This window comes from Ruegeria sp. BHSB056, assembly GCF_059613305.1.
This window is the reverse complement of record NZ_JBXWSG010000007.1, coordinates 1-19,679: the sequence shown is the minus strand read 5'-3', so window position 1 is coordinate 19,679 and position 19,679 is coordinate 1. Positions and strand designations below refer to the sequence as shown.

Genomic DNA, 19,679 nt, shown 5'->3' with positions numbered 1-19,679 from the left:
GCCATACCGACCTCGCAAAAAAAGGCCGCCTCGAATATCGAGGCGGCCTTTTTTGTTAGTCCAATCGACCTACTGATCTTTGCCCAGCATGTGGTCCATCGAGATCGACGGCTGATCGCATCCAGCCTCGCCCACGATCTTGGCCGGGATACCGGCAACGGTCTTGCACGGCGGAACGTCCTGCAACACCACCGAACCGGCAGCGATACGGCTGCAATGGCCGACCTTGATGTTACCCAGAACCTTTGCCCCGGCCCCGATCAGAACACCGTCTCCGATCTTGGGATGGCGGTCTTCCTCTTCCTTGCCGGTTCCGCCCAGCGTCACCGAATGCAACATCGACACGTTGTCTCCGACCACGGCGGTCTCACCGATGACGATGGAATGGGCGTGGTCGATCATAATCCCCTTGCCGATCCTTGCGGCCGGGTGAATGTCGATGCCGAAAATCTCGGATGAACGCATCTGGAAGAAATAGGCCAGATCAAAGCGCCCCTTGCGCCACAGCCAATGCGCGACGCGATAGGCCTGCATGGCCTGATAGCCCTTGAAATACAGGATTGGCTGCAACAACCGATGGCAGGCCGGATCACGCTCGTAAACCGCCATCAGATCGGCGCGTGCGGCTTCCAGCAAACCGGGATCGTTTGCATAGGCCTCGTCCACGATCTCGCGCAGCACCATCATCGACATTTCGTTCGAACACAGCTTGGCCGCGATCCGATACGACAGCGCACGTTCAAGGCTGCGGTGATGCAGGATACAGGCGTGCACAAGCCCGCCCATAAGCGGTTCTGTCTCGACGGCTGCTTGGGCCTCGGATGTGATACGGTTCCAGACCGGATCGACCGGTGTCACAGGGCTGCGTTTTTCAAACATAGCTTTTGATCCTTTGCTGCGCCTAGAATGCCATTTAGTGGCAAAAAGGCCAAACGCAAACCCGTGATCCGCGATACAACGAAAATGAATGAGTCCGAGCGCACATATTTTGAAACACGAATTCACGAGCGTCTGGCCGAACTGGATCAATTGTCCGCATCAGGCCAGCAGGCTCAGGCCGTTGTTGAACTGGATCAGCAGGCGGTTGGTCGCCTCAGCCGCATGGATGCGTTGCAAAACCAGGCGATGGCAAAGGCGCAACAGGTGAATCGCAATGTCGAAACCCGCCGCCTTCAGGCCGCGCTTATGCGGCTGGACGAGGGGGAATACGGATATTGCGAAGATTGCGGCGACCGTATTCCCGATGGGCGATTGTCTCTGGATCTGGCTGCCAGCAAATGCGTCAGCTGCGCGACCGGGTGATCAGAAACTCGGCAAGATGGTGCAAAACCAACGAAAAACACTGACAATATTGCAAATCGTCAAACCCCGGCTCGTCGGCCAGCACCCTGTTGCGCGCAACCGCCATCAGCGATCCGTTGCCGTAAACCGGATGCAGCTGACCCGTGCGCGCCCGGTGTATGTCGGCCAGTTCCGCCTCATGGATCATCCGGACGCATAAGCGGGTCCGCTCTGGCGGCGGCGCCGCCAACAAGGCGCGCGCCGCGGCACTTACATCACCGTGCAGTAGCGGTCGCATCAGACCGCTTACCCGACAACCAGACGCGCCACCGCACCGGGGCCGTAAATGGCCGACACCTGTGCAATCCCGACCTCATATGACCCGGTCAGACCATCTGTCGCCTTCATCGCCGCCGAATAGGACCACCCCGGCAGGGATGTCATCTCTTCACGGACAACGGTTCCCCCCGCAAAAACACGCACAAGATAGGATTCGCTTTCCTCGCCCAGCGGAACCTCCAGCCCTGACCAGTCATCCCCGTCCAACCGGGCGCGCCGCACCCAGGTCAGGTGATCGCCGGTTGCGTCGGATCGCACCTGAAGGTGAACCGGGGAATACGGGCGCAAACCATTGCCGTCGAATGAGGCGATCAGGTGCTGGTAAGCCGGATCATCGTAGCCGCGGGTCGCCGGGCCGATGCGATAGTGTTTGACCAATCCCCGCTCGGTACGCAACAGGTTGATCTGCTGCACCTGATCGTTCAGCAACACGAATATAGACCCATCCGGCCAGACATCCGGCATCAGGGCATCCGACCCCAACTGGCCTCTCAACCTCCCGGACAACGCGTAAACGCCGGCGGAGTCAAGCGTGGCATCCGAGAACTGGAACACCTCCCAGTTGCCGGGTGTTCCGTCGCCGATGGCCGCCAGATTGACACCGTTCAGAACCGCGCCACGCGGACGCGATTCCAGCTGACCGGCCAACAGCCGCACCTTCACCGCCGGGCCTTCATCCCAAACGCCGATGCTGGCGCGCCTCAGCGGCGTTTCGGTCACGCCCATAATGGCCTGACCGGGGATCACATCACTCAGGCTGTACCCCTCATCGGTTGAGGAGGAATAAACCGTCGCAGCCCCCGGCCAGGGATCAGCGGTCACCGCAAGATAAGGTGCATGCGGGATCTCTGACCCGGTGATCAGCGGCAGGTCCAGAAACACCGGCAGCACGGGAACGGGCGCGGCATAGGGTCTGGCAACCGCCGGGTCGTCGTGCAGTTGCGATGCCTTATACACACCCTGTTCAACCCGGACCGCTTCGACCAGTTGCAGACCGGCAGATTCCAGACGGTCAATCCGGTAAAGCGAGCTGTTTTCGGTCTCTGACAACCGCACCAGATCACCTGCGCCCAGATGCAGCAGCGATGGCGGCAAGGCAAACCGCACCGTATCGCGGGAAACACGGGCCTCGCTCAACCAGCGCTCAGCCGTTTGCCGGCCTTCGGTGCGTGTCATGGACAACGGCATCTCGTTGACCGAGACAGAATGCGTGCTGTCCTCGGGCAGAACCGCCTCTTCCGCAACCAGATCGTGATCCGCATCCGACTGGACAAAGCGCAGGCGCACGCGACCCGTCATCTCGGCCTCGGCTTCACGCCGGTGTTCAACCGTGCCATCCAGATCACCGCTGATCGCCAGATGATCGGGGTTCAGGGCAATCGCGCCATAACCATCCCGCATCTGAAAGCGCAAGATGCCGTTCCGTTCGATCGCGTCGAACCCATAGCGCAGCATCAGCGGTTGCAAAGCCGACCGCGCATTTGTCACATCTTCTATGACATATCCCCGAACCACGCCGTAAAGCCCGGCAACATCGATATCCGTCACCCCTGCCGCGTGGCATATCTCAGTCACGACCGAGGCCAGCGTGCGCGAGCCGGACCGGCCGTTCAGCCAATGCCCCCGGTCATAGTTTGCCCCATCATCCCACTGGCTTCGCAGATTTGGAAAGGTCGGAAACGGGCGGGTATCCCACGCCCAGACATAGGCATTCGCCAGGTCCAGCATTGGTCCGCCATAGACTTGCGACACCGGGTTGACGTTCGGGTCGCTCCAATATCCAAGGGTCGCCGCAAGGTACTGGACCTGAATGAAATCGTCACGCAGTCCGTTTGAATATGCAGGCAACAGCGATTCAGACGATTTCGGGTCCAGAAACTTGTTCGGCTGGTTCGTGCCCTTGTCGATTGCCGCACATCCCAACTCGGTAAACCAGATCGGCTTTGATCCGGGCACCCAGTCGGTCGGATTGGGCTGACGAACACCGCCGATCCGCTCGCGATGCAGATTTGACCACCAGCCGCGCAGGTCCTTGTAGCGCCAGACCCATGGCTCATCATGCTCCTGATCTTCGATGGGCGTTCTGATCTGTGCCTCGGCCTCTTCCGGCGAGGCATAATACCAGTCATACCCCTCGCCCCCTTCGATATTGCCGCGCAGATACCCAAGGTCATAGACTGACGGCGCACCTGCCTCGGCGTCCACGTGATTTTCGCCATCACGCCAGTCAGACAACGGCATGTAATTGTCGATGCCAATGAAATCGATATTGTCATCCACCCATAACGGGTCGAGGTGAAAATACCTGTCTCCGCTTCCATCCGGCTGGTATCCGAAATACTCGCTCCAATCCGCCGCATAGCCGATCTTGGTCTCTGGCCCCAGAATCTGGCGCACCTCTGCCGCCAGCGCACGCAGTTGCGCAACGGCGGGAAAGCCCGAGGCTCCGCGGATCTGGGTCAGGCCACGCATCTCGGACGAGATACAGAAGGACGACACCCCACCAGCCGCCTTGCACAACATGGCATAGTGCAGAATGAACCGGCGCAGGCCCCATTCCTGCGGGCCAGAGTATTTGACGATATTCGTGGCCGGAACGGGACCATTGCCAAGCAAGCCGCCAAACGTGCCACCACCGTTTACCCATTGCAGATCGCCAGGCCCGCGGTCATCCGGCCGCCCGCCAAGCACCGGGCCCGAGCCTCTGACACCGCCGTTGCCACCGCCCGTTTCCGCCGGGGCGTGAAAGCCTTCGTTGATCGTAAAATCCGCAGCACTCGCGGTTCCAAAGAACGCGGCCACCTGCGCGTCCGCCGCAGCGGTCTGATCAGCAGACCCTGCGCGACCTGGCGCCACATCCAGCGTGATCCGTCCCCGCCAAGGCAGATGGGGCTGGTTTGTAGCCTCCGACCAGGGGTCCGGCAGCCCGTTTCCCGGCAATTGCTCCATCAGGATGAACGGATAGAACATGACCCGCTTTCCCGACTGGTTGAGGTGTCGGATCGCCTCGACCACCGCCGGGTCTGCGGGTGTCCCGCCATAGACCGGGCGACCGTCCTGCCGCGCGACCTGGCCCGCCGTGCTGCGGACCTGATCCGACACGATCCACGGCATGTTGCGGCTGTCCGTGCCACTCTGTTCGACCTTGGGCCGGATCGTGCATGCGCCGCATCTCAGATCGTCACCGAACCACGACACCACCAACGAGGCCGCGTCGCAATTTGGCAGTTCGGTCTCCAGTGCACGGGTCGAGCTCACAAGATCCGATACACCCGACGCGGAATGCACATTGGCCGCCCAGCTTGTCCCGGATTGCGTATAATTCACCTGCGAACGGGCCAGCGCATACTCGCCCGTACCCGGAATCATCGCCACGCCCCGCACGATCTGCGGCAGGGCGCTTGGGTAATCCGGCATGTCGCGCTGCGCGGGGCGCACCACCTCGAACGAGAACTGCGGCACCCGGTTGCCAAAACTCGCAAGCGGGAAATCCTCGATCACGACATAGGCTGTACCGCGATAGGCCGGCACCGTGCCCGCCCCTTCGATTGCTTCGATAAGGGGATCGGGCAACTGGTCTTGCGTGCCGTGATAGATGCGCATGTTCAACCCGGATCGGTCCTGTTCTTCCCCGTCTGCCCAGATGCGCCCGACATCGGCGATTTCACCCGCGCCAACGGCAATGGCCAGCGAAATCGAATAGCTGTAGCTGACGGTGGTCACTTCGGGCGCCTTGGGTTTGCCTTTGCCCCCGCCTCCGCCGCCTTGCGTTTCCCGGGTCTCGGTCTCCAGAAAGTCCGAGGCCCAGATGACCTGGCCACCCACGCGCATACGCCCAAAGACCGTTGTCACCGGCGCGCCCTCGCCGGTTTCCGTCAGCCTGAACCGGTCCATGCGGCCTGTTTCGACGACTTCGCTGCCACTGCCCATGACGGACTGGCTGAAGAACCTCTGGTCGATGACCCGCCCGACCGTTGCGCCAATGGCCCGGCCTATGATTGCGGTGGACAGGCCCGCAACTGTTCCGCCGATTGACCCGCCCAGCGCCGCCCCCGCTGCGGAAAGAAGAATAGTAGCCATCAGCGCACCTCCAACGGGAATTCGAAACTGGAAACGATTCTGCGACGCCAAGGGCCGCTCAGCGCGTTCTCGACAACGCCATGTCCGGAATAGGCGTGAATGAACCTCGGCTCAGGGCCTGCGACGCTGACGATACCAAGATGTTTGGCCACGCTGCCATCGCGCATCCGGAACAGCAGCACATCTGCGGCCGCGAAATCGGTGACCGGTTTTTCGACCAGATGCCGCCGCGCCGCCGCCCACATGCGTTCCTCGCCCTGCGGTTCGGACCAGTCCAGACTGTAGACCGGAACCGCCTCGGGCTCCTGTCCGATCACGGCGCGCCAGACGCCGCGCAGCAGGCCCAGACAATCCGTGCCCGCCCCCTTGGTCGAGGCCTGATGCACATAAGGCGTCCCCAGCCAGCTGCGCGCTTCTGCGACAATATCCTGCCTGTGTATCGTCACCTCAGGCTCCCTCCGCTGTTGGCTTTGCTCTGTTTGGGAACGGCCATCACCCAGTCTTCGCCCGGAAGATCAGGAAATCCCTGAAAGTTCAGCAGGTTGTTGAACTTCAGGCGGCAGGTCTCCATGCGTTTGTCGCACCCCGCCCTCAGCCTGACCATGTCACCCGGCACCAGGCTTTCCCCGAAACCGGACCAGAGCGTAATCTGCCGCCCTTCCGCCACCTGCCGGTCATGCTTGATTGAAGACCAAAGCCCCTTCGCCGCTCCCGACACAACGTCAACCCTGCCGCGCTCGAACCAGCCGTCTTCGATGGTTGCCCCGCCCGCAACAAGCAGAACGGTTCCGCCATCGAAACCGGTGACGGCGCCCTCAATCCAATAGCCGGGCGTATCCATGCCGAACCGACAGGTCCGGTCCCCCAATACGGCAGTACAAGGCTTCTGATACACGCGCCCCAACGGGCGGTTCAGCAAATCGGTCAGGCCACGCAGCTCGGCGTGGAATGCACCGCCTGCGCGCCGCAATTCCCCGATCGAGCCCCGGAACTGAAGGATACGCTGATCCGGGTCGGCCCAGTTGACCAGCCACGCGCGCACTTCGGCCCCGTCGAACCGCCCCGCCTCTATATCCTCTTCGCGAATGGCCGCATCCGACAGCGCGCCCATGGCTTCGGTGTTGTCAATGGACAGGCCGGTGGCCTGCTCGATGGCCGCCGCCGTCAATCCGGTGCTGGCCCTGAATGTCAATCCGTCAAAGCCAAGCTCCAGATCGTGATCGGTGAACCCGTATTCCTGACCATCCCGGCGTCTGATCGCCCAACACCGGCACACGGTGGTCATTCCGCTTTGCAGATGCGCGTGCAGGCCCTGTTCATCCACAGCCATCAGACACGCACCTCGACCACGGGAACGTTCGGCGCCTCTCCGGCCTGAAAACTGGCGACGCTGGTATGGATCTTGTCGGTGTCAAACCGCACCGGCACATCGAATTCGAACCCGGCGGTGATATCCACCTCTTCCGGTGGCGGGTCGGCAAAGGTGATCCGGCCTGTTGCCAGATCAACCTCGAATTCCACGCCCTCCCGGATTTCGTCCTGATCCAGCCCCAGACGCACCGTCCCCAGCACCGGCTTGACGATGGGGCGGGCATAGCTGACCCCGCCCGAGCTATAGGTCTTGATCAGCTGAAACTCGGTCCGCACACCGTCGCCGCGAGCGATAACCTGATCTCCGACATCGACATCCAACGTGGCCTTGCCGGATTTGAAATCCGACCAGTCCTTCCAGCGAAACCCGTACATCTGGCCCTGCCGCGCCTCGAAGAACGAGATCAGCGTCTCGATATCGTCCAGCGAGCGCATCCCCAGCCCCGCGTCATATCTGCGCCGGGAATGGGCCCAGGGCGTGTTGCGCTCTTCGAACCCGTTGGCCAGCGTCACAATATCCGTGCGCCGCTCAGGCCCCCCGACCGAGCCAAAGCTCAGGCTGGCGGGAAATCTCACCTCGTGGAAAGTCATCACCTGCTCCCTGATTTACCTGTTGCGATTGCCGCGCCCCAACGCACGGCTCATCTGTGCTGCAATCTGCCCCTGCGAGCGGCGGAACCCCTGCACATCCGGGGTCGTGATGTTCATCACCACATTCACCGAATGCCCGCCGCCCTGCGTGCGCACGCCCAGCTTGCCGTCCGTGCCGCGCGCCAGCGGCATGATCGCCTCGGGGCCAGCCTCGCCCATCAGCCCGGTGCCGCCCCGCATCGGAAACATCGTCGGGCTGCTGACCACGCCGCCATTGGCAAAGGGCATCACCCGGCCCTGGCTGAAACTGCCACCATCGGCAAAGGGCAGAAGACCCTGCACCAACCCGCCGACCGTGTTGGCCAGCATTCCGCCAAAATGATCCGTCACCGGCTTGATTGCGGCCGCATAAGCCGTTTGGATCAACGAGTTCTTCAGCACATCCAGCGCGCCCGACAGGCTCATCCCGTCCAGAACCACACCATCAAAGGCCTTGCGCAAACCGCTGGACATGCCCCGCTCCAACGTGGCGACATCCTTGCCGGTTTCCTCGAACGCGGCGCTGATCCGCTTCATCTGGCTGTCAAACGCTGCGGCCATCGTCGCAGCATCACCCAGGGCATCGCCCAGCGCTGCGCCCCGTTCCTGCAAGTCGTCAAACCCGTCACGATCCGTCATCACGCTCTCCTTGTTGCTTGTCCGGGAAGGCGGCCAGCAGCGCGTCAAGGCCTGCCCGGTTCATCGCGGGCATCCCGGCACCCTTCCCCAGCATCAACCGCAGTTCCGCCGGGGTCAGACGCCAGAACTGATCCGGCGTCAGCCGCAGCCCCAGAAACCCGGCCCGCATCAGGGCGGGCCAGTCGAACCCGCTCATGTCGTTTCCGGCACCATGAAGGCGCGGGCCAGCAGCTCGGCCGCCGCTTTGGCCGCAGCCATCGGGCCGCCCTCGATTTCGGCATGAAACAGGTCGGCGCGGGTGGTATCCCGGCCCCCGCCCCGCAACCCGGCAACGATCAGCGCCAGCACGTCACTGCTGGAATACGCGCCACCCTCGAACCGCTGCACCAGCTCGACCAGGGATCCGGTGCTCAGCTCCTGCTCCAGTTCCGCCAAAGCGCCCAGCGTCAGCTTGAGCACCCGCCGCTCTCCATCGATGGTCAGTGCCACCTCGCCCGTCCACGGATTGGCCATGCGATTACAGCGCCGTAAAGCTCAGCGCACCGGCGCTTGCCATGCTCATCTCATAAGTCGCCTCACCGTTGTGCGAGCCTGCATACTCGATGCCCGTCACCTGAAACGCCCCCTCGACAATGCCGAAATCGGGGATGATCACCTGAAACGCCGGGGTCTCGCCGTCAAAGAACAGCTGCCGCGCACGTTCGTCCGTACCAGCATCCTTGAACACGCCCGAGCCCGAGATCGAGGCCGATTTGACCCCCGCCCCCGACAACAGCTCGCGCCAGCCCCCCTGGCTTTCCAGGCTGGTGACATCCACGCTTTCGGCGTTGAAACTGATCCGCGTGGCCCGAAGGCCCGCTATGGTCTGGAACAGGCCCGTGCCGTTCATATCCACTTTGACCAAAAGGTCTTTTCCGTTCTGGGCAGCCATGTGCTCTCTCCGTTGATTGCTTAGTCGTCTTCCACGCGGGCGCGGAATCTCAGGTCGATCTGGCGGATGCTGCCGCCTGTCCCGGTCCGCCGGGCCGAGGCACGCTCGAACCACAGCCCGATCAGATGCCCGCGGCTCAGAGCCAATGGCGCGTTGTCCAGCGCGTCACACACCGCCCCAGCCAGCGTCTTTGCCGCGCCAAACCCGGCGGCTTCGGACACCACCGAAACCGTGAAGCGGTGGATCGCACCCGCGCCCGACCGGTCCGAGGCGTCGCGGACCTCTTCCGGGCCCAATGTCACATAGGTCTGCGGAACCGTTCCCGTGGGTACCGCGTCATAGATCGCGCCACCGGACTGGCCGCTGACATCCGCATCCCCGGTCAGGTGCTGAAACACCGCCGCCTGCAAGGCGGCTGATACGCCATAGCTCATGCCGCCACCTCTTCATCCGCGAAACAGGTCAGGTACTGGCCGCGCGCGTCGCGCTCAGCCACGGCGCGGATGACGAAACGGCGATTGCCCTCGCGAAACCGCTGATCCGGCGCCGGGCGCATGGTCGACCCCTCGGGCGCGCCCCGCACCACGATGCGATACCCCACGCGCGAGACGGAAACGCCAGCGATCTGCCGTTCCGCGCCACTGCGCGCCGTGACCTCGGCCCACAGCGTTCCCAGCGCGGCCCACGCCTCGGTATATCCCCCGGACTCGTCAGCGCTGCGCATCGGGGCCTCAAGCACCAGCTTGCGGTTCAGACGCGGCGTGTTCATTGCACCACCCCCGCCCCAAAGCGCACCATGCGATAGCGCTGGATCAGGCTGGTGACGCCAAACGGCATACACCCCGCGCCCAGCGCGGTCTCGTCCCGGTATTCGTAATAATGCGCCGCCAGCAACAGTACCGCCTGGCCCAGATCGGCAGGCAAACCGGCCCAATCCGTGGCCATCCCGGCCGTGAAGGCGATCTTCACCGCGCCCCCCGTTGCAATCGCAGGCAAGGCCGACCCGACCGGCCGCAACCGCGGGCGCTGACCATCGCTTTCCAGCCGATACGCCGCCGCATCCGCAACGGTTTCAGAACCTGCCGCATCGGTCAGCGTCACGGCCAGCACCGATGTCACCGGAGCTACCGGCAAAACCTCGCCCGACGGATCGCGCCAACCGCTCAGGCTCCATGAAAAGTCGCGCTCGATCAGAACCTTGCCGGTGCGCGCCTCAATCGCGGCCATGGCCGCCCGCAGGAAACCCTTCAGCACCTCGTTCTGAACATCATCCTCGGCAAAGCCCCTGCCCAGCCGCAGATGCGCCTTGAACTGATCCACCGGCAACGCCGCATCCGCGATGGCGGTTTCTTCGATCAACATCATCCATTCACTCCGCAATCTCGGACCCCACCGGGGGCCTCAGTCAGGAAAATGACGGGCACGCGCCGCCCCACGTTGCTCGGACGGAGGGGAGCAGCTAGACAACGCGGGGGATCTCACCCCGGCCCGCGCCCGCCGCCCGAGGGGCCGATGGCCCCCCGGATTCGTCACCGCTTAGGCGATGCCGAATTTCACCAGCTTGATGGCTGCAAAGTCGCTCACATCGCCGCCCACGCGTTTGGTCGCGTAGAACAGGACATGCGGCTTGGCGCTGAACGGATCGCGCAGCACGCGCAGATCGGGGCGTTCAGCGATGGTGTAACCGGATTTGAAGTCGCCAAACGCGATCGAAAAGCTGTCCGAGGCGGCGTCCGGCATGTCCTCGGCAATCAGCACCGGATAGCCCATCAGGCGCGCGGGCTCACCGGCGGCCAGACCGTCCGACCACAGGAAACGGCCATCGCTGTCTTTCAGCTTGCGGATCACACCCGCCGTTTTCGAGTTCATGACGAATGTGCCATTGACCCGGTATTGCGCGCCCAGCGCATAAACCACATCGACAATCGCATCCGCATCGACGCCGCCATCGATGCCGGTGGCAACATACCCCAGGCTGCCCCAGGACCACGTGTCATCGGATACCGCACGGTGGATCATCAGACCCTTGGGTTTGTCCACACCGTCACCCGTGATAAAGGCCGCCGCTTCGGCACGGGCAAACTTGTCGGCGATCCGACCGGCCAGCCAGCCCTCGACATCGAACGCGCTGTCATCCAGCAAACGTTGCGAGGCTTTGGGCAGCGCGCTCAACTCGTGCAACGGGATCGAGATGCGGTCAATCGACGGGGTTCCGGTTTCGGAAGTGGATGAATTCTCATCTGCCCAGCCGGCACCGACATCGGTATGGTCGATCAGCACATCGAACGAATTCGCCTCGACATTCACTACCGACGCAATCGAACGGATTGACGCGGTTGCGTTCAGAACCGACTTGATCGTCTCGGCGGTCTGCGGATCGACCAGATACCCGCCATCGCTGTTGACGGCGGTGGACAGCGATTTGCTCTCCATTTCCAGCCCGCGCAGCCCATCATCCTCGCCCGAGCGTACATAGGCGTCGAACGCCTTCTGGTGCGGGGCGCCGTCCAGGGTCGAAGCGGCAAGATGCGGGCGCGCCGCGATGGTTGATTTACGATCCAGCATGGTCAGTCGCTCTTCTGTCTGTTGCAATTTTGTTTTAACTTCAGCCTTCAGTCCCTTGAATTCATTCACGAAGCCAGCCATCGCCTGCTTCACCTCCTGAACCAGGGGCGCACCCTCTCCGGTCAAGGCCGGGGTCTCGGTCTTGCTCATCAGCATGTCCTGTTTTTGGGTGGGTTTGAGGCGCGCTAGGTCCGCGCCAGCTCCTGCCGGGCGTTGTTGAACACCTCGGCAATACTGCGCCAGGTGTTCTCGGCGTCGGGGTCGCTCCCCTTTGCCGCCACCCGCGCACTGGGCAGCATCGGGAAGGTCACCAGCGACACCTCCCACAGCTCCAGTTCCGTCAGGACCCGCTGGCCCTTGTCATTCTTCACGGCCCGTTTGGTGCGATAACCGATCGACAGGCCGTCCATCGCACCCGCCCGGATCAGCTCGGCCGCTTCCCGGCCTTTCTGGGTGCATTCCAGCAGGCGACCCTTGACCCACAGGCCCTTGTCGTCCTCGCGCACCTCGTCCCAGACACCTATGGGTTGCGCCGGGTCGTGCTGCCACAGCATCTTGACCCGCTGACCCGCCTTGGCGAGCCCCTCAAGCGAGGCGCGATAGGCCCCGCGTTGCACCATGTCACTGCCCTGATCGACTTGCCCGAACAGGCTGGCATAGCCTTCGATCACCGCATCCTCGGTCACCGACAGGATGTCACCGAACCCTGCGAACTTATGCTCCAAATCCATGAACTTCTCCATGTAACCCACTGAACTTATGGCGTTACCACCAGGAATGACTGAAACGCCTGCGCCAGGATCACTGCGGCCACACCATAGACCGTCAGCCACAGCCGTTTCTCCAGCCGCTCCATCATCTCTTCGATTTGATCCAACCGCCTGCACAGATGCGCGTGCTGGATCTCTGCCACCCGCTCATGCGCGGCCAGACGTAGCCCCGGCGCGCAGTCGAACGGCGGATACCCCTCAGCCATCGGCACGCTCCGGCAGCCCCAGCAACCTGCGTTTTTCCACATCGCTCAGGAATTTCGCCCGGTTGACCCGCGCCCATTGCGCATCCCGCTCGGCGGACAGGGCCGTTACCTGATCCAGATCGGGCTTCAGGATCAGATCCTCGCCGGTAAAGCCCGTCAGCCATTCCGACACCGCCGCCGCCACCCGCGTCACCAGGGGCAGCACGGTCAGGCGGTAAAACGCCCGGTTGGCCTCCTGATAGTTCGAATAGGTCGCGTCGCCCTGTATCCCCAGCAGCATCGGCGGGACCCCAAAGGCCAGCGCGATCTCGCGGGCGGCGGCTTCCTTGGTCTTCTGAAACTCCATGTCCGAGGGGGAAAAGCCCATCGGCTTCCAATCCAGCCCCCCCTCCAGAACCATCGGACGGCCGGCATTGCGCGCCCCGCGATAGTTCTGCTCGATCTCGTCGGACAGGCGACGGAACTGCTCCTCGGCCATCATTCCATGCCCATCACCGCCCTTCCACACCAGCGCCCCCGAGGGCCGCGCCGCATTGTCCAGCAGCGATTTCGACCACCGCGAGGCGCTGTTATGCACATCAATCGCCGTCGCCGCTGCCTGCATCGGCGAGAACCCGTAATGATCATCCTGCGGGTGGAACGTCTTGATATGACAGATGGCCTCGGCCGCGAACCGGTGCGTCTTGCCGCCGACGCTGTAATCATAGGCCTTGGGCCACCCATCCGCCCCCGGCACCACGCTCATCCGGTCCGAGCGCAGAACATGCAGCTCAACCGGCAGCCCGTCCTCGGCCTGCACCGCCTCGACATAAGCATTGCCCGACAGCAGCAACTGCCCGAACAGGGCCTCCAGCATCTCTGCCCGCCCCTGCGCCGCATTCGGGCGTCGCAACAGGGCCAGAATCGGGTGCGCATCGAAACGCTGCCCCTGACCCTGCAATATCAAGGGCAGCGCCGCCGCCGATTCAGCAATCAGCTTGACCGACCGAAACCCCACCGGATTGCCCGAAAATCCCGTCCGCGTCAGAGACACCGTGTCCCGCGGGCTCCACGCCACGCGCCCGCCGGTCTGCCACGCCACCACAGGCCCGGTCGCGCTCGCCTTCGCCTCGGGCGCTTTCCCAGCCGATCCACGACGCAAGAAATCGAATACCATCTGTGCTCCTTTCTGCCGCCGCTTTGCCCGGCTTGTTGAAAGGAGTTATGACGGAAAGACGTTTAAGCCTTGGGAACGGGGCGTACGGGGGGGGGGCAACGGGTCAGTTCTGAATTGAGGAAAGAAGTGAACTACGTGCTGCAATCATACCTTCACGCACTTCGTCAATGGACAGACTTTCGAAATCACCAGGACGATTTGTAGTTTCGACCGTCAATCGAAAACCTGTTCCGAAAGGTTGCCAAATCGAACATTCCCTCACTAATTTTGTTTCAGCATCCCAAAGACAACTAAAACCCTCCCGCACGTCACCTTGCCTAAAAACATCAGGTGAGTCCCAATTCCAGTAGTATGCAGGTTTCCCAGGGTCTGCCGGGGAAGAAACACTGAACTCCACCAACAACGGCATGAAGTGGTTAGAGTAATTGCTGCACCAAGACGGCGGATCAGACGCCATACAAACAGCAGACAAGGATTTGTGTACGGCTACAGGGTTGATCTTGATCTCATTCACAGAAATTACTCGAGAAGCATTCTCGCTGATCCCACACAGGTAGGAGTGCTCTCTTTTTCTCTCTGGGTTGGCCCAGTATTTTTGCTTCTCTTCGGGCCATACGAGTGGGCGCATTTCCGAGGGTATACTTAGTTTTTGACCTGCAACGTTTACCAGCAGAGGTTTACCGTCGCAGGAGTTTGGCACGTACTGCCCCCACAACATACTTCCTGCGACCAGTGCTGCTAATCCACAAACAACAATTGCTGAAACCACTGCTGGCACTCCGAGCAAACGCAAAATTGCACCCCAACCGGCACCAGCCCCGGCAGCAAGCAACGACGCTGCAACAACGATTACATAGCCAAGCCCATCATACTGCGTGCCTGAAGGCATTTGTCTGATAAACAGCAATGGCAGCGCGGCGAGCAACGCAGTGAAGAGCAGTCGCCAAAATGACCTAAATCGAACTGCCATAGCAGCACACATTGCGACTGCGACCAAGGTCAAGCTAAAGAGTGTGGGCGAATTTATTGGAAACAAATGACAAATACCCTTTGAATTCAAGATGCATCTGCCTGTCTCAAATATCCATTCTGGAATTCCTTACTCAGACTTCTAGCGGTATTTGCTATTCAATTCACAACGCCCGCACCCTAGGTCGCCGATACACCCCCGCAGGCCCCACAACCAACTCATGCAGCGCCCAGACCAGCGCATCGACGCGGTCGGGCGAGCCCTGCCCTTCAAACCCGCGCGCGGTCATCTGGCACATCTGCTCCTCCAACGCGTCCAACCCGGCCACATGGCGCACCCGCCCCTGTTCGTACAGCGCCGCCACAGGCTCGGCCCGCGCGACTTTGCCGCGTGACGCCCGTACCGCCCGATAAGGCACCAGCGGGTCCACCTGCCGCACGACCTCTTCCACCAGTTGCCCACCCTGATTGACCTCGGCCACCAGCCGTTCGGCCCCGAACTCATCCATCGCGTCAATCGCCGCCTGCGCCCAGCCCGCCGGGCCAACGCCCTGCACCGTCCGGTCAGCCAGCACGAACGCCCGCCACGCCTCAGGCGGGCCTTGCACTTGCGCGCCAACCACCACGATCCCGCAGGCATCCGCGCCTGACCCGGACGTCACCGCCGGGTCCAGCGCCACCACGATGCGATCCAATTCGGGCACCTGCGCACAGCGCGCCGCCTCCAGCATCGAACCCGTCCACAGCGCTCCTTCCGCGTCTGACAGCAGCACCCCGTCCAGCTCCTGCCGCCCCAGCCGAGTACCCGCATAGCGCGCGCGCACTTCTTCCAGAAACGACGCCGCCAGATTGGCCCGGTTCGCCTCGGTTGGCGCATGGGTCTGCACGGTGGACGACGACGCCAGCAACTCCTTCAAAACCTTCACATTGCGCGGCGTTGTGGTCACGCAAACCCGGGGCCGCTCGCCCAAGCGCAGCGCAAATTGCAGCATGTCCCAGGTCTCACCCGCCTTCTTCCACTTGGCCAGCTCATCCACCCAGGCCGCATCAAATTGCGGCCCGCGCAACCCTTCGGGATCATGCGCTGAAAACGCCTGCGCCTCGGCCCCGTTGGGCCAGATAAGCTTGCGTTCGGATGCCTTCCACGTGGGCCGCCGATCCGGGGGCGAGCATTGCAATATCCCGCTATCGCCAAAGATCATCACGTCGCGCACCTGATCGAATGTTTCACCCACCAGCGCCACGCGGCACGCCTCGCCCTTGTCCAGCGGTTTCGGACCCTCGACCATCGATCGCACCCATTCGGCCCCTGCCCGCGTTTTGCCCGCGCCACGCCCGCCCATGATCACCCAGGACCGCCAGTCGCCCTCGGGCGGCAACTGATGCGACAGCGCCCAGAATTCAAACAGGAAAGGGAGGGCACACAGCCCCCCCTCCCCGATCTCACTCAGAAATCTCTCCCGCACCGCAGCATTGGCGGAGGCGAGCCAGCCTGCACCCGATCTCAAATCGGGCCCGCTCAAGGTCGAGCGCATAGCCCCCTTGGGCAATTCCCGCTTGTCTGTAATGTTGTTCGACAAAGCTTGTCTCCACTTTCTGGCAACTTCGGATCAGCCCCTCCAGCTGACCGAGTTGCTTGGCTGAACCAGCAAGATCTGCATCCTCCCCGGCACCGATCTGTTTGCGCAGGTCTTCTGCCGCTTGCCGCAGATCGCGAATGGACCTTTCCAGGGACTGCAACAGTTCAGCCGTCTGGGAAATCCGCTCTTCCGGGGTAATCAAAGTCATGTTTGCCTGTGACCTCATGCGTGAGTGTTCTCCGCACGAGAGAAACGAAAAAACGGCCACCGGGTCACCCCGAGGCCGTTCGCCCACTTCTTCTAGCATGACACAACCTATACGGGATAAAGCGCGCAAAGTCAAGGGTTTACGCAACAGGCGCGCAACAGGGATCGTACGGTGCAGGTTAACGGACAGTGAATTTCCGGCTGTGGTAACCCTCGGCTTAAACGCCGCCCCGCCCTTTTGCCTCCCTAGCCCTGACCGCCTCACCGACCAGAGGGGTTAATACAGGGTTACCCCCGCGCCGCTTTCAGCGTGTACAAATTGTACAACCCCCGCGCGGACGCGTGTACGAACCTGACATTTTCCGAAATCGCGCTCAAAATCGCCCGCATCACCCGATTTCGGCGCCGCAGGGTCCGGCGCGCTGCAAAACCAGTCCTTGACATTCCCCTTTGAAACCCTCATGTGCCCCTCATCACGGCGCCACCGCGTGAGCATCGTCGGGCTTCAAGCCCCACAGCGCCAACACATAACTCCCGGTTCCCCTTCACGCAGGGTTCTTTACGCGATGGCCGGATGGCGCTGGATTCGCCCGCGCATCCCGAGGTCTCGCACAACCCTGCCGGTCACATGAACGTGGCCAGTCATCACCTGCTCGCGGGATTTAACCTGCGGGCCGCAAAGGATAATTTTTTGTTCGACTTCGATATGCTCGGCCTCGCGCCGACACTGAATGACGCGTTGAAACGCGCCAATTTCACTCAACCCACCCCGATTCAGAACCAGGCCATTCCGCTGGCCCTGAACGGGCATGACATCCTCGGGCTGGCCCAAACCGGCACCGGCAAGACACTGGCCTTTGGTCTGCCCCTGATCGACCACCTGCTGGCACAACCCGGCAAGCCCGATCCCAAAACAGCCAAAGCGCTGATCCTCGCCCCCACCCGCGAGTTGGTGAACCAGATCGCCGACAGTTTGCGCACCCTCACCAAAGGAACAAAGCTGCGAGTCGCCACAGTTGTAGGTGGCCAGTCGATCAACAAACAAGTGATGTTCCTTGCCCGCGGCACCGATATTCTCGTCGCCACCCCGGGCCGCCTGATTGACCTGATGGAACGGGGCGCTGTTGACCTTGGTTCGGTGCGCCATCTGGTATTGGACGAAGCGGATCAGATGCTTGACCTGGGCTTCATTCACGCTCTGCGTCGCATCGCGCCTGCACTGGGCACGCCCCGCCAGACCATGCTGTTCTCGGCCACAATGCCGAAACAGATGGAGGAGCTCAGCCGCGCCTATCTGAACAATCCGCAGCGGGTGCAGGTTTCGCCTCCGGGCAAGGCCGCAGACAAGATCACCCAGTCCCTTCACTTTGTTTCGAAACCCGGAAAACCCTCGAAACTGCGCGAAATCCTGTCGCAGGACGCGGATGCACTGACGCTGGTCTTCACCCGCACAAAGCACGGCGCTGAACGGCTGATGAAAGGGCTGGTGGACGACGGCTTCAACGCGGCGTCCATTCACGGGAACAAAAGCCAGGGCCAGCGCGACCGGGCGATCAAGGCCTTCCGCGCAGGTGAGGTGAACATACTGGTGGCCACCGACGTTGCCGCGCGTGGCATCGACATCCCCGGCGTCGCCTATGTCATCAACTTCGACCTGCCCGACGTGCCCGACAATTACGTCCACCGTATCGGGCGCACCGCCCGTGCCGGGCGCGAAGGCGAAGCGATTGCATTCTGTGCACCGGAAGAAGTCGACCTGCTGCGTCAGATCCAGAAGCTGATGAAAACTGAAATCCCTGTCACAAGCGGCACCATGCCGGAAGGGGTCGAGGTTCAGCAACCTGCACGTCGTCAAAACAACCGCCGTCGCGGGTTCAAGCCCAAACCGGTCGACGGCGATGCGAAACCGTCCAGCGGCAGACGGCGCCGTCCCAACAAAAGACGCTCAGCCGCCTAAGGGCTGAAGAGGCTACCAAAGAAAACGCCGACGCCAGTTGCTATACCGGCGTCGGCGTTTTTTGTTAGCTAAACCAGCAACCCGCCGGGTTTAATTCCCCGAGCTCTGCTGTTCCTCGATCTCGCGCCATTTGGCAACGTTGCGATTGTGCTCCTGCAGGGTTTCTGCAAACGCATGACCGCCCGAGCCGTCGGCGACGAAGAACACATAGTTGGTGTCATCCGGTGCAACCGCAGCTTCAAGACTCGCCAGACCCGGATTTGCAATCGGCGTCGGTGGCAGCCCATCAATCTGATAGGTGTTCCAAGGTGTTGGACGGTTCAATTCGCTGCGCCGCAACCCGCGACCCAATGTGCCCTGCCCCTTTGTCACGCCATAGATGACGGTCGGATCGGTTTGCAGCCGCATCCCCTGTTTGAGGCGGTTCACAAACACACTGGCCACTTGGCCGCGTTCCTCCGGAACACCGGTTTCCTTTTCGATGATAGACGCAAGGATCAGCATCTCTTCCGGATTGTCCAGCGGCAACCCGCCTTGGCGGCTTTCCCAAACCGCGTTGATCCGCAGCTGCTGTTTGTCCTGCATGGCCTGCAAAATCGCATTGCGGTCCTGTCCGGCCACAACATCGTAACTGTCCGGGGCCAACATGCCCTCAGCCGGGATCTCGGTCACCTCACCTGACAGCGCTTCGAATAATTTAAGGGCCTCGACCACCTGCCACGAGGTCACACCTTCGGCCAGTGACACGCGATAGCGCGTGTCAGCTTCGTTGCGCTTCTCGGTATAGGCATCAGGCGTTTCTTCCTCTGCCGCATCAAATGAAGCAATCTCGACAAAATCCAATGTTGCTGGATCCAGTTCTCGCACGCGGGTTTGGGTGCGCGTTACACCGATACGGTATTCGATTTCTGACCCACAGGTGCTGGCGCCGCTGCTGGTGATCTCTTCGATAATCTGCGCCATCGACGCGCCTTCGCGCACCAGAAAGCTGCCCGCTT

22 protein-coding genes and 2 pseudogenes are annotated in these 19,679 nt (G+C 61.9%); 2 read left to right on the top strand and 22 right to left on the bottom strand.

Annotated features, from left to right (window positions below):
- Positions 1 to 69: 69 nt before the first annotated feature.
- The gene (gene cysE / locus AC2FND_RS03185; RefSeq protein ID WP_480473363.1) at positions 70 to 879 is read right to left on the bottom strand and encodes a serine O-acetyltransferase; all 810 of its coding nucleotides are present in this window, start codon (positions 877 to 879) and stop codon (positions 70 to 72) included.
- 84 nt (positions 880 to 963) lie between these two features.
- Between cysE and AC2FND_RS03180 the strand changes: the two genes are divergently transcribed.
- Positions 964 to 1,302 carry a TraR/DksA family transcriptional regulator gene (locus tag AC2FND_RS03180; protein ID WP_480485305.1) on the top strand — a complete coding sequence of 113 codons (339 nt, stop codon included), beginning with the start codon at positions 964 to 966 and terminating at the stop codon, positions 1,300 to 1,302.
- Here AC2FND_RS03180 and AC2FND_RS03175 read toward each other — a convergent pair.
- The 20 genes and pseudogenes from AC2FND_RS03175 to AC2FND_RS03080 all read right to left on the bottom strand — a co-directional run bounded on the left by AC2FND_RS03175 (position 1,283) and on the right by AC2FND_RS03080 (position 16,725).
- Positions 1,283 to 1,579 (bottom strand): DUF7742 family protein, encoded by a 297-nt coding sequence (locus AC2FND_RS03175; protein ID WP_209503584.1) that lies wholly within the window; start codon positions 1,577 to 1,579, stop codon positions 1,283 to 1,285. The genes AC2FND_RS03180 and AC2FND_RS03175 overlap by 20 nt on opposite strands.
- Positions 1,580 to 1,587: 8 nt before the next feature.
- A pseudogene (locus tag AC2FND_RS03170) lies at positions 1,588 to 4,203 on the bottom strand (baseplate multidomain protein megatron); the annotation flags it as partial.
- Between the two features lie 165 nt (positions 4,204 to 4,368).
- A pseudogene (locus AC2FND_RS03165) lies at positions 4,369 to 5,700 on the bottom strand (baseplate multidomain protein megatron); the annotation flags it as partial.
- Positions 5,700 to 6,146, bottom strand: a complete 447-nt coding sequence (locus AC2FND_RS03160; protein ID WP_496767873.1) for a C40 family peptidase — start codon at positions 6,144 to 6,146, stop codon at positions 5,700 to 5,702. The pseudogene AC2FND_RS03165 and the gene AC2FND_RS03160, both read right to left, overlap by 1 nt.
- Complete coding sequence (locus AC2FND_RS03155; protein ID WP_496767871.1) at positions 6,143 to 7,030, bottom strand: phage/gene transfer agent baseplate hub protein; 888 nt, start codon at positions 7,028 to 7,030, stop codon at positions 6,143 to 6,145. The genes AC2FND_RS03160 and AC2FND_RS03155 overlap by 4 nt, the downstream gene beginning before the upstream one ends.
- Entirely contained in the window at positions 7,030 to 7,662 is a 633-nt protein-coding gene (locus AC2FND_RS03150; RefSeq protein ID WP_267364987.1) for a phage distal tail protein, Rcc01695 family, read from the bottom strand. Before AC2FND_RS03150 ends, AC2FND_RS03155 begins: the two co-directional genes overlap by 1 nt.
- A 15-nt stretch (positions 7,663 to 7,677) precedes the next feature.
- Positions 7,678 to 8,340 carry an RcGTA-type gene transfer agent tail tape measure protein gene (locus tag AC2FND_RS03145; protein WP_496767869.1) on the bottom strand — a complete coding sequence of 221 codons (663 nt, stop codon included), beginning with the start codon at positions 8,338 to 8,340 and terminating at the stop codon, positions 7,678 to 7,680.
- Complete coding sequence (locus AC2FND_RS03140) at positions 8,327 to 8,536, bottom strand: rcc01693 family protein (protein ID WP_480538114.1); 210 nt, start codon at positions 8,534 to 8,536, stop codon at positions 8,327 to 8,329. The genes AC2FND_RS03145 and AC2FND_RS03140 overlap by 14 nt, the downstream gene beginning before the upstream one ends.
- Positions 8,533 to 8,853 carry a gene transfer agent family protein gene (locus tag AC2FND_RS03135; protein WP_480485297.1) on the bottom strand — a complete coding sequence of 107 codons (321 nt, stop codon included), beginning with the start codon at positions 8,851 to 8,853 and terminating at the stop codon, positions 8,533 to 8,535. The genes AC2FND_RS03140 and AC2FND_RS03135 overlap by 4 nt, the downstream gene beginning before the upstream one ends.
- 4 nt (positions 8,854 to 8,857) lie before the next feature.
- A complete protein-coding gene (locus AC2FND_RS03130; RefSeq protein ID WP_267364994.1) occupies positions 8,858 to 9,271 on the bottom strand; it encodes a phage major tail protein, TP901-1 family in 414 nt (137 codons plus the stop codon).
- 20 nt (positions 9,272 to 9,291) lie between these two features.
- Positions 9,292 to 9,705 (bottom strand): DUF3168 domain-containing protein, encoded by a 414-nt coding sequence (locus tag AC2FND_RS03125; RefSeq protein ID WP_480485295.1) that lies wholly within the window; start codon positions 9,703 to 9,705, stop codon positions 9,292 to 9,294.
- The gene (locus tag AC2FND_RS03120) at positions 9,702 to 10,040 is read right to left on the bottom strand and encodes a phage head closure protein (protein ID WP_496767866.1); all 339 of its coding nucleotides are present in this window, start codon (positions 10,038 to 10,040) and stop codon (positions 9,702 to 9,704) included. Before AC2FND_RS03120 ends, AC2FND_RS03125 begins: the two co-directional genes overlap by 4 nt.
- Positions 10,037 to 10,636 (bottom strand): head-tail connector protein, encoded by a 600-nt coding sequence (locus tag AC2FND_RS03115; protein ID WP_496767864.1) that lies wholly within the window; start codon positions 10,634 to 10,636, stop codon positions 10,037 to 10,039. The genes AC2FND_RS03120 and AC2FND_RS03115 overlap by 4 nt, the downstream gene beginning before the upstream one ends.
- Positions 10,637 to 10,807: 171 nt before the next feature.
- The gene (locus AC2FND_RS03110; protein ID WP_496767863.1) at positions 10,808 to 11,986 is read right to left on the bottom strand and encodes a phage major capsid protein; all 1,179 of its coding nucleotides are present in this window, start codon (positions 11,984 to 11,986) and stop codon (positions 10,808 to 10,810) included.
- A gap of 35 nt (positions 11,987 to 12,021) precedes the next feature.
- On the bottom strand, positions 12,022 to 12,579 hold the full coding sequence (locus tag AC2FND_RS03105) for an HK97 family phage prohead protease (protein WP_496767861.1): 558 nt from the start codon (positions 12,577 to 12,579) through the stop codon (positions 12,022 to 12,024).
- 14 nt (positions 12,580 to 12,593) lie between these two features.
- Positions 12,594 to 12,812, bottom strand: a complete 219-nt coding sequence (locus AC2FND_RS03100; RefSeq protein ID WP_480480401.1) for a GTA head formation protein, RCAP_rcc01685 family — start codon at positions 12,810 to 12,812, stop codon at positions 12,594 to 12,596.
- Positions 12,805 to 13,968 (bottom strand): phage portal protein, encoded by a 1,164-nt coding sequence (locus tag AC2FND_RS03095; protein ID WP_496767859.1) that lies wholly within the window; start codon positions 13,966 to 13,968, stop codon positions 12,805 to 12,807. The genes AC2FND_RS03100 and AC2FND_RS03095 overlap by 8 nt, the downstream gene beginning before the upstream one ends.
- A 103-nt stretch (positions 13,969 to 14,071) precedes the next feature.
- On the bottom strand, positions 14,072 to 14,938 hold the full coding sequence (locus AC2FND_RS03090) for a hypothetical protein (protein ID WP_480538122.1): 867 nt from the start codon (positions 14,936 to 14,938) through the stop codon (positions 14,072 to 14,074).
- 163 nt (positions 14,939 to 15,101) lie between these two features.
- Positions 15,102 to 16,472: a DNA-packaging protein gene (locus tag AC2FND_RS03085; protein ID WP_496767857.1), complete on the bottom strand. Its 1,371-nt coding sequence runs from the start codon at positions 16,470 to 16,472 to the stop codon at positions 15,102 to 15,104.
- Positions 16,381 to 16,725 carry a hypothetical protein gene (locus tag AC2FND_RS03080; RefSeq protein ID WP_480473381.1) on the bottom strand — a complete coding sequence of 115 codons (345 nt, stop codon included), beginning with the start codon at positions 16,723 to 16,725 and terminating at the stop codon, positions 16,381 to 16,383. Before AC2FND_RS03080 ends, AC2FND_RS03085 begins: the two co-directional genes overlap by 92 nt.
- A 690-nt stretch (positions 16,726 to 17,415) precedes the next feature.
- Between AC2FND_RS03080 and AC2FND_RS03075 the strand changes: the two genes are divergently transcribed.
- Complete coding sequence (locus AC2FND_RS03075) at positions 17,416 to 18,681, top strand: DEAD/DEAH box helicase (protein ID WP_496767935.1); 1,266 nt, start codon at positions 17,416 to 17,418, stop codon at positions 18,679 to 18,681.
- A 90-nt stretch (positions 18,682 to 18,771) separates the two neighbouring features.
- Here AC2FND_RS03075 and mltG read toward each other — a convergent pair.
- A partial coding sequence (mltG, locus tag AC2FND_RS03070; RefSeq protein ID WP_496767855.1) for an endolytic transglycosylase MltG occupies positions 18,772 to 19,679 on the bottom strand: 908 nt, incomplete at its 5' end.